A 9,313-nucleotide genomic window follows, 5' to 3' on the forward strand; every position below is an offset into this window, starting at 1 on the left:
TAATAACTAATTATATTTACTAATAATTGATTCTAATTCATTAACAGCTACCTTACCGTACACATCGCCGTTAATAACAATAACTGGAGCTAATGCGCACAAACCAACACATCTACATGGTGTGATGGAAAATTTTTGATCTTCAGTAGTGCTACCTGCTGGAATCTTCAAAATCTCTTGTAGTTTTTCAGAAACTCTTTGAGCTCCTTTTACATAACAAGCAGTTCCTTCGCAAACTTGAATATCGTATTTTCCTTTTGGAATCAAAGAAAATTGTGCATAAAAAGTTATAACACCGTAAATTTCTGACAAAGGAATGTCTAATATTTTAGAAATCATTGTAATAATTTCCTTAGGCAAATAACCAAATTCATCTTGTGCACGTTGTAAAACGGGCATCAAAGGACCTTTAATATCCTTTTTGCTTTTTACAAATTCTCGAAATTCTTCGACTTGAGAAGCATGTTCTTTTAAGTCAAATGTAAAACTCATTAAAATCCTCCTAAAAAAATTGTTTTCCTTCCGTTATTAAAATTATTTTTTCTTTTATATTTTAAATTATACCACTTATATTGCCTAAAGTAAATTAGTATTATATTTGAAAATCACATTAATATTCATTATCATTTTAAATATTATCATATTCCCGTACTTTTATTGCATAAGTATTCTTTGTAATGCATTATTCGGATAATCAACTTTGTTATATTGATAAAGTAATTGATAAGTTTGAATTGTTATTACTTCATTTAATTAAATTAATATGTTTGTACAAAAATTTATGAAAATAATTTCCTTATGTTTTATACAAAATAGAAAAATATGATATAATATGAATTAGTAAATTAATTGGAGGTTATATGGATTTTATTATAGGTACATCAGGCCATATTGATCATGGAAAAACTACATTAATAAAAGCTTTAACCGGAAATAGCACTGATAGACTACCGGAAGAAAAAAAGAGAGGAATTTCTATCGATTTAGGTTTTAGCTATTTTGATCTTCCAAGTGGTCAACGAGCTGGAATAATTGACGTACCAGGTCACGAAAAATTCGTAAAAAATATGATGACCGGTACTTTTGGAATGGATATGATCCTTTTATGTATTGACAGTAAAGAAGGCGTTATGCCACAAACTGTTGAACATTTGGATATACTTAGATTTTTAAATAAAACCGAAGGCATCGTCGTTTTAACCAAAAGAGACTTGGCAACTGATGAAGAAACTGAAAAAACAATCGAACAAGTTAAAGAATTAGTAAAAGGAACTTTCCTTGAAAATTGTCCTATTTGCGAAGTAGATTCTATTTCGAAAAGAGGAATAGATAATTTGATTCAAATGATAGATTCTGAATCCAAGAATTTAAAGCAAAAACATGCAGAAAGAGATTACAGAATGAATATCGACAGAAAGTTCAACGTAAAAGGAATTGGAACAGTTGTTACAGGAACTTTATTAGACGGAGACATTCATAAGGGAGAATCTTTTATTTATCCAATAGAAAAAGATATCAACATTAAAAATATTCAAGTTCACAATAAAAATGTAAACGTCGCTCACCCATCACAGAGGGTTGCTTTGAATATAAATCTTAATTTGGATGAAATAGACAGAGGTTACGTAATAGCTAAGAAAAACTCATTGAAAGCTTTCAATATGATAGATGTTAGACTTACGCTACTTGAAAGTGCCTCTCCACTTAACCACTGGGACAGAGTCAGACTATTCCACGGAACAAAAGAAATTTTCGGAAGAGTTGTTCCTCTTGATAAGCAAGTAATCCAACCAGGAACTCAAGCACTGGTTCAAATAAGACTTGAAGAAAAAATTTATGCAAAAACATCTGACCCATTTATTTTGAGACAATTTTCACCACAAGTTACAATTGGTGGCGGAATTATAATAGATGGTTCTGTTAGAAAACATAAATTATTCGATGAAGAAATCATTGAAAATCTAAAGATCAAAGAAGAAGGTAAAATCAAAGACATCATCTTAAATTATCTGCGAGACGAGATTTTTCCTACTAAAATTGATGACTTGGTATTCTATTCTTCGGAATCAAAAGACAAAGTTTTAAAAGAATTAGACGAACTAAAACAAGAAGATAAAGTTGTAATTAGAAATGATAAAGTATTAGAAAAAGAAGCTTACTTAAAATTATTAGGTAAATTAAAAATGTTTGTGATATCATTCCACAAGACAAATCCTTTATTACCTGGTATTAACAAGGAAGAACTTCTTAAAAAATTACAACTTGATGACGATAGACCATTCTTCAATTACATGCTTAAAGACTTAAACGATCAAGAGGTTTTGATGGAAGAAAGTGGTATAATATCTTCTAAATCTCACAAAGTTCAGTTAAGTGATGAAGATGAAAAAATCAGAAAGAAAATGCTTCAAGATATTTGTCAAAACCAATTCGACAAATTATTGAAGATAGACAATGTTGTTCACAACCAAAAGGACAAGACTATTTTGGGAATTTTATTGCAAAAGGACGTCGTAATTTTGAGAGATAACTTTTTGATTTCTAAAAAATGTTACGACAAATTCATCAAAACTGTCGATAATCATTTCAATAACAACAAAACTTTGAATGTAAAAGAACTCAAAGATATGCTTAATATGTCAAGAAAGAGTGCAATCACTCTTTTAGAAACATTGGACATTAAAGGCTACACTAAAAGAATTGAAAATGACAGGGTTAAAGTAAAAGATTTTAAATAATAGAACTGGGCTTTGCTTGTGCATTGCCCTAATCTATTATGTATTTATTACATTTTTGTGAATTAATTGTAAAATAATTTGTAAATTAACTTTGTTTTTGGTATAATATTAAGGTATTTGGGAATTGATGGGTGCTGGTGTGCCCTGCGGTCTTCAAAACCGTCTCAGGTAGTTAGGAGCTGCCCGGGTAGGTTCGATTCCTACCAATTCCCGCCAAACATACTCTAGATAGCTAATTTTAGCTATCTATTTTTTTGGAGCACTAAAAAAGTACTAAAAAAATCAGTGAATGTTGAAATATTTTAACATTCACTGATTTTTATTTTATAGATATTTCTTCAAAGCTTCAGCTTTGTCACATTTTTCCCATGATAAATCCAAATCATTACGTCCGAAATGTCCATAGCTTGCAACATCTCTGTAAATAGGTCTTTGTAAATCCAATTTGTCGATTATTGCTTTTGGTCTTGCATCAAAGTTTTCATTTATTGCTTCAATAATTTTTTCTTCTTCGATTTTATTCGTTCCAAATGTGTTGATGAACATACTGATTGGTTTTGCAACTCCGATTGCATAAGAGAAACCTACTTCACATTTGTCGCAAAGTCCAGCTGCTACAACATTTTTTGCGATATATCTTGCAAAATATGCTGCTGATCTATCTGTTTTCGTAGGGTCCTTTCCACTGAATGCTCCACCACCATGATTACAGAATCCACCGTAAGTATCTACTATTATTTTTCTTCCTGTAAGTCCGGCATCTCCCATTGGTCCACCAATTACGAATTTTCCTGTTGGGTTGATGAAGAATTTTGTGTTTTCATCAATCAAAGATTCATCTACGATTTTCAAGATAACTTCTCTTTTGATGTCTTCTTTTAATTGTTCGTAATCAACATCTGGATCGTGTTGTGTTGAAACTACGATAGCTTCAATTCTTTTTGGAGCGTCGTTTTCGTATTCAACAGTTACTTGTGTTTTGCCATCTGGTCTCAAATAATTCAAGATTTTTTCTTTTCTTACAGTAGCAAGTCTTCTAGCTAATTTGTGTGATAATTCCAATGGCAATGGCAATCCTGATTCTGTTTCATTAGTTGCATATCCGAATACCATTCCTTGGTCTCCTGCACCATATCTATCGTATTCGTCTGATTTGTTGCCCTTGTATTCTTCAGATTCATCAACGCCTTGTGCGATATCTATAGATTGTTCTTCCAATGAAGTGATGATTGCGCAAGTTCTTGCATCAATACCATAATCTGCATTATCATAGCCGATTTCTTGCAAAGTTTTTCTAACTATTGATCTGATGTCCACGTAACTTGTTGTAGTGATTTCTCCCATTACCATAACAAGTCCTGTTGTTGAACAAGTTTCACAAGCAACCCTTGCATCTTTGTCTTCTTTAATAATTGCATCTAATATTGCATCTGAAATTTGGTCACAAACTTTGTCTGGGTGACCTTCTGTTACTGATTCAGATGTTAAAAATATGTTTTTCATAATACCTCCATAAAAAAATCCTCACCTGAAAAGGTAAGGATGTGTAAACTTATCTTTCAGGATTTCCTGTGGGATTTAGCACCTAATTTAATAGGTTGCTGAGTTTCATAGGGCCCATTCCCTCCACTGCTCTTAATAAGATAATTATATAATTGTTACAATATAACACTAACACTATTTGCATATTCTGTCAAGTGTTTTAATCGATATTTTCCATTGCGCTTTTGCGATACATTTTTATTACTTTCATTAACAACAAAACTATCACTACAAGCATCAATCCAAATGATATTCCTATTTCCAATAACTTCACATCATTCAATAAAAATCTAACTGGCATCAAGGTTGCAGATGAAAAAGGCACAAATGATAATATTTTAATCAATATATCGCTGTCTTTTCCTAACGAATTGATTATTACAAAGAATAATCCAACGAGTACCAAAAATATTGGAACTATTAGGAAATTAACTTCTTCCGCTCTTTTGACTGCAAGCCCAAGAATTTGGAACAAAATCAAATACACAACAAATCCAAACACTACAAACAAAAGTATAGTCAACAAGAATTTTAGACTCAAAGTATTTGTGAAAAACGTCCATATGCCTTCTGGATAATAGTTTTTATTGACAAATATTCCGACTATTCCCGCAATAATAAATATAAAGTATTGGATTATTCCCAAAACTGCTGAACTTAATAGTTTGCCAAACACAAACACACTTGGTTTTGCAGATGATAAGAGCACTTCAATTGTCTTGTCCTTCTTTTCTCTAGAAATATTGTTACTCATGACACTACCGTAGAACAGTATCATTAAATCGAAAAGAATAACAAAAACAATGGAAAACACAAATGAATGCGACCTGTCTTTATTCAAAACTTTTTCTGTAAAATTAATCTCCGCTTTTGAATTTTTTTCAATTATTCCAGGATCAACTCCATTATTAATTAAACTTTTGTCGTAATTATACTTTTCCAAAGTCCTTGTAAACCTTTCGGAATGATCGTCCATAAATTCTTTGTTTTTGATATAAGAATTGAACTTTGTTGGAGTTTCTACTACAAATCCTATATTGTATTCACCATTTTCTACAGCTTTTTTTACATCAGCCTCAGATGTAAGCACATCTTTGCTATCCAATCCCATTATAGTCTTCAAATATTCAACATCAATATTCTTATTAGATGAATAAATGCATGTGTTTTTAAAAGTGAGTGCATTAATATCAACGGTTGCGTTTTTGTTTGCCCCTGCATTGGCGTTATTAAAAATAGATGGCATAAATCTTGGCAAAAAAGACAAAGCAAATACCAATACCGTAATTACCAATGTCGCAATCAAGTAAGAATTGTGTCTGATTATGGAGTTAAATTCAAAATTAAATACTCTACTAAATTTTTTCATTATTCTGTAACACCAACCTTTGACACGAACACATCTTGAAGACTTGGTTCATATTGGCTGAAACAATTGATGTCAATCTGATTGAGCATCATAAATTCCAATATATCTTCTTTTGTTACATTTTCAGTAAGTCTAACCAAAAGTTTGAACTCTCTGACAACTGCATCTGGATAAATCAAATTTTCTGCTTCTAACAGTTCTTTTAATTCCCAAATTCCCATGTTGTTTGCATTAAGTAGCATCTTCTTCTCAGCCATAGAAGTTTTGATTTCATTCAAATCCCCATTCAAAATAATTCTACCTTCTTCAATAACGCATATATCTCTGCAAAATTCTTCTACATAACTCATCAAATGGCTGGAGAATATAACTATTTTTTGATTCTGTATAAATTCTCCAACAGCCAATTTTAGTTCGTGGGCATTGATTGGATCAAGTCCAGAAAACGGCTCATCAAGAACCAAAATATCTGGATCATTTAAAAGAGCAGAAATGATTTGAACTTTTTGCCTTAAACCTTTTGATAAAGTGGACAATTTTCTGTTCTTGTATTTTGCAAGGTCAAATCTGTCAAGCCAATATCTTACATTTTGAAGAGCACTTCTTCTATCTGTACCTTTGAGTCTGGCAAAATAATACAATTGTGTAAACACTTTTTCGTTGGAATACAACCCTCTTTCTTCTGGAAGATATCCGATATTAACTTCATTATAATTAATGGGAGAGCCGTTAATCAAAACTTGTCCACTATCAGCACTCAAAACATCCGTAATGATTCTCATAGTTGTAGTTTTTCCGGCTCCATTTCTACCCAAAAACCCAAAAGCACGTCCGCTTTCAACTTTAAATGAAATATCGGTTAAAACTTTGTTATCTCCAAAAGATTTATTCACATGTTTTAACTCAAGATTCATACTATTTACCAATTATTTCGATGTTAAATCCATCTGGATCCTTCATGAAATAAAATGTTGCAACACCTTCAAGTCCACCTAATTCATCAACTTCATAACCTAAAGATTTGTGATATTCGTGTGATTTTTTCAAATCTTCAACTTCAAAAGCCATGTGACCGTAGAAATCTCCATGAGTATAATCTGTCTTCCCGTAGTTATAAGTCAATTCTATTTCGTAGTTGTGATCGCTTGTCATATACACAAGTGTGAACTCATCTTCAGGGAAATCTTTCTTGCTTGTAACTTCCATTCCCAATGCTTTTTCATAAAACTCGATTGATTTTTGCAAATTAGTTACTCTGATACATGTGTGTAATGATTTATATTTCATGAATTTCTCCCTATTTATTGACAATCTTTTCAAATTCTAATACTTTTTCTTTAAAAACTTCAAAAGCAGTTCTCAAAACTTCCTTATCTTTGATGTTTGCACCAGCGTTTTTAAGTTGTACTAGAGGATAATTTTTGTTACCATCTTTCAAGAAATTCTTGTAGTTTTCCAAATCTTGTTCATTTCCAGATAAAATCTTTTGTGACAAGATGGATGAGGAGCTAAGACCTGTAGCGTATTTGTACACATAGAAATTAGTGTAGAAATGAGGTATTCTTGACCATTCGTACTTAATCAAATCATCTGATACAACACTATCTCCGAAGTATTTTTTGTTTAAGTTAAGGTAAATTTCGTTGAAATCTTCTCCAGTTAATGCCTTTTCTTCTTCAACTAATTTGTGAGTTTCTCTTTCAAATTCTGCAAACATAGTTTGTCTGAAAATTGTTGATTTGAATGAATTGATGTGATGATCTAACAAGTATAATTTTTCATCATCATTTTTAGCATTTTTAATCATATAATCCAACAACAACATTTCGTTACAAGTACTTGCAACTTCTGCAACAAATATAGTATAACCTGCATATTTGAACTCATTGTTAGCCCTTGAATAATATGAATGAATCGAATGACCCAATTCGTGAATCAAAGTGAACACAGAATCCACATCATTTGTGTAGTTTAATAAAATGTATGGATAAGAATCGTATGATCCCCAACTGTAAGCGCCTGGCTTCTTGCCATCTTTTGGATATACATCAATCCAATTTTCTTCAAAAGCTTTCTTCATGATAGATTGATATTCTTCTCCCATTGGTTTTACAGCTTCAATCACCATTTTCTTAGCTTCTTCAAATGGGATTTCACGGTCAAAACCTTTTGTAGATGGAACATAAACATCGTACATGTGGTGTTCATCTAATCCTAACAATTTTGTTCTTGCCTTGTAGTATTTATACATGTATGGCAAGTATTCGTGCACAATGTCGATTAAATTATCGTACACAACTTCTTCAACATCGTCGTTGAATAATTCCATTTGTCTTGCACTGTCGTATTTTTTGATTTTAGATAGTATAACCAAATTTTTGATATTTGCATACAAAGTGGATCCAAATGTATTGTTGTACTTCGCTAATTCATCGTAATATTTTTCAAAAACTTCTTTTCTTTGTTCACGTGGAAGCTTAGATAATAGTGGAACAAAATTAGCATTTGTAAGCTTTTCATCGATTGATTCTACATAAGGAAATTCCATATCTGTGTTTTGCAAACTGTAGAAATCATTGTGTGGGCTTGACATAGCTTCACTCATAAGAGAAATAATGTTTTCTTCTTCTGCAGATAAAGTGTGTTCCTTAAATCTCAAAATCTTTTTGAAGAATATTTCATAACTTGGATTTTCTCTGATAAGTTTGTCTTGTTCATCTTCTTTTAATGATAAAACAAATGGTTCAACAAAAGAAAATCTTGATTGTAGCTTGTTGTACAATGATGATAATTCCAATTCCAATTTTACACTTTCAGAAACCTTGCTGTTTTCATCCTTTTTCATTGAAGCGTAAGTGTACAAATTATCCATAACTCTATCAGTTTCGAAAAATAAATCCAATATTTCTACGAAATTATCCTTTTCATTTTTCTTCAATTCATCAATTTTATTAATATTTTCGTTAACTAATTTAATATCTTTTTCGATTGCGTTCTTGTCCTTATACATCTTGGACAAATCCCAATTACACATAAAATCACCTCTCTTTATATAATACCCCAAACACACATCAATCACAAACAAAAAAGGAATTCGTTTTAGAATTCCTTAAAATTATTTTTCAGTTTTTTTCAAAATATTTTCTTTATTAAAAGCTAAAAAGAATAACCCGACTAAAGATAGTGGCCAACCCAAAATCCACAATCCCCAAGATAAAAGAGGTTTGTCTTCAGATATTTCCAACTCATACGATTTAATAGCCCCGAATGTCAACAAAGATAACACTACATAAACAGACAAAATCACATAAACAACTTTATTCAAGCTGAAATTTGTCAAATATATTATCAACAACCAGCTGATAAATAATTCTAATGCAATATACAATATTCTTAAAATATTTTCAGAAATTTTCTTTGGTTTTCTAATATCTTGCCACCAAATACATTGTGCTAAAAATTTTATCAAGTTCTCATCTCTCCTTTAAATTGATTTGTTATATCTATACTATAACAAAAAATCGGTCAGGCAAATCATGATGTGTACCCATAAAACTGGACACAATATTTAATTAATTAGTTGTAGTGGATGCTAACCTATACTTTGTAGGTGGCATCCATTTTGTTTTCTTCTGAATTCTTTCGTTATTGTAATAATAGATGT

At 31.2% G+C, this 9,313-nt stretch carries 9 protein-coding genes, 1 tRNA gene and 1 riboswitch; of the genes, 2 read left to right on the forward strand and 8 right to left on the reverse strand.

What is annotated here, in order from left to right:
* Positions 1–6: 6 nt before the first annotated feature.
* Complete coding sequence (locus tag ACU68U_RS04220) at positions 7–492, reverse strand: NADH-quinone oxidoreductase subunit NuoE family protein (protein ID WP_446762811.1); 486 nt, start codon at positions 490–492, stop codon at positions 7–9.
* A gap of 368 nt (positions 493–860) precedes the next feature.
* Here ACU68U_RS04220 and selB point away from each other — a divergent pair, with 368 nt between their 5' ends.
* Together selB and ACU68U_RS04230 are read left to right on the forward strand one after the other, a co-directional pair.
* Positions 861–2,738 carry a selenocysteine-specific translation elongation factor gene (gene selB / locus ACU68U_RS04225; RefSeq protein WP_316445590.1) on the forward strand — a complete coding sequence of 626 codons (1,878 nt, stop codon included), beginning with the start codon at positions 861–863 and terminating at the stop codon, positions 2,736–2,738.
* A gap of 119 nt (positions 2,739–2,857) precedes the next feature.
* Positions 2,858–2,954, forward strand: a tRNA-Sec gene (locus tag ACU68U_RS04230).
* 108 nt (positions 2,955–3,062) lie between these two features.
* Here the strand turns inward: ACU68U_RS04230 and metK are convergent.
* The 7 genes from metK to ACU68U_RS04265 all read right to left on the reverse strand — a co-directional run bounded on the left by metK (position 3,063) and on the right by ACU68U_RS04265 (position 9,311).
* Positions 3,063–4,241, reverse strand: a complete 1,179-nt coding sequence (metK, locus tag ACU68U_RS04235; protein ID WP_446762812.1) for a methionine adenosyltransferase — start codon at positions 4,239–4,241, stop codon at positions 3,063–3,065.
* A gap of 46 nt (positions 4,242–4,287) precedes the next feature.
* A riboswitch (SAM riboswitch) is annotated at positions 4,288–4,383 on the reverse strand.
* A gap of 57 nt (positions 4,384–4,440) precedes the next feature.
* The gene (locus ACU68U_RS04240; RefSeq protein ID WP_446762813.1) at positions 4,441–5,649 is read right to left on the reverse strand and encodes an ABC transporter permease; all 1,209 of its coding nucleotides are present in this window, start codon (positions 5,647–5,649) and stop codon (positions 4,441–4,443) included.
* Entirely contained in the window at positions 5,649–6,563 is a 915-nt protein-coding gene (locus ACU68U_RS04245) for an ABC transporter ATP-binding protein (RefSeq protein WP_102163657.1), read from the reverse strand. The genes ACU68U_RS04240 and ACU68U_RS04245 overlap by 1 nt, the downstream gene beginning before the upstream one ends.
* 1 nt (position 6,564) lies before the next feature.
* Entirely contained in the window at positions 6,565–6,936 is a 372-nt protein-coding gene (locus ACU68U_RS04250; RefSeq protein ID WP_094207406.1) for a VOC family protein, read from the reverse strand.
* A 10-nt stretch (positions 6,937–6,946) separates the two neighbouring features.
* The gene (pepF, locus tag ACU68U_RS04255) at positions 6,947–8,683 is read right to left on the reverse strand and encodes an oligoendopeptidase F (protein ID WP_094207407.1); all 1,737 of its coding nucleotides are present in this window, start codon (positions 8,681–8,683) and stop codon (positions 6,947–6,949) included.
* Positions 8,684–8,764: 81 nt separating this feature from the next.
* Positions 8,765–9,118 (reverse strand): hypothetical protein, encoded by a 354-nt coding sequence (locus ACU68U_RS04260; protein ID WP_446762814.1) that lies wholly within the window; start codon positions 9,116–9,118, stop codon positions 8,765–8,767.
* A 103-nt stretch (positions 9,119–9,221) separates the two neighbouring features.
* Complete coding sequence (locus ACU68U_RS04265) at positions 9,222–9,311, reverse strand: hypothetical protein (protein WP_420896855.1); 90 nt, start codon at positions 9,309–9,311, stop codon at positions 9,222–9,224.
* Positions 9,312–9,313: the final 2 nt, after the last annotated feature.

It is taken from the genome of Finegoldia sp. P3-F-LR (assembly GCF_052932165.1).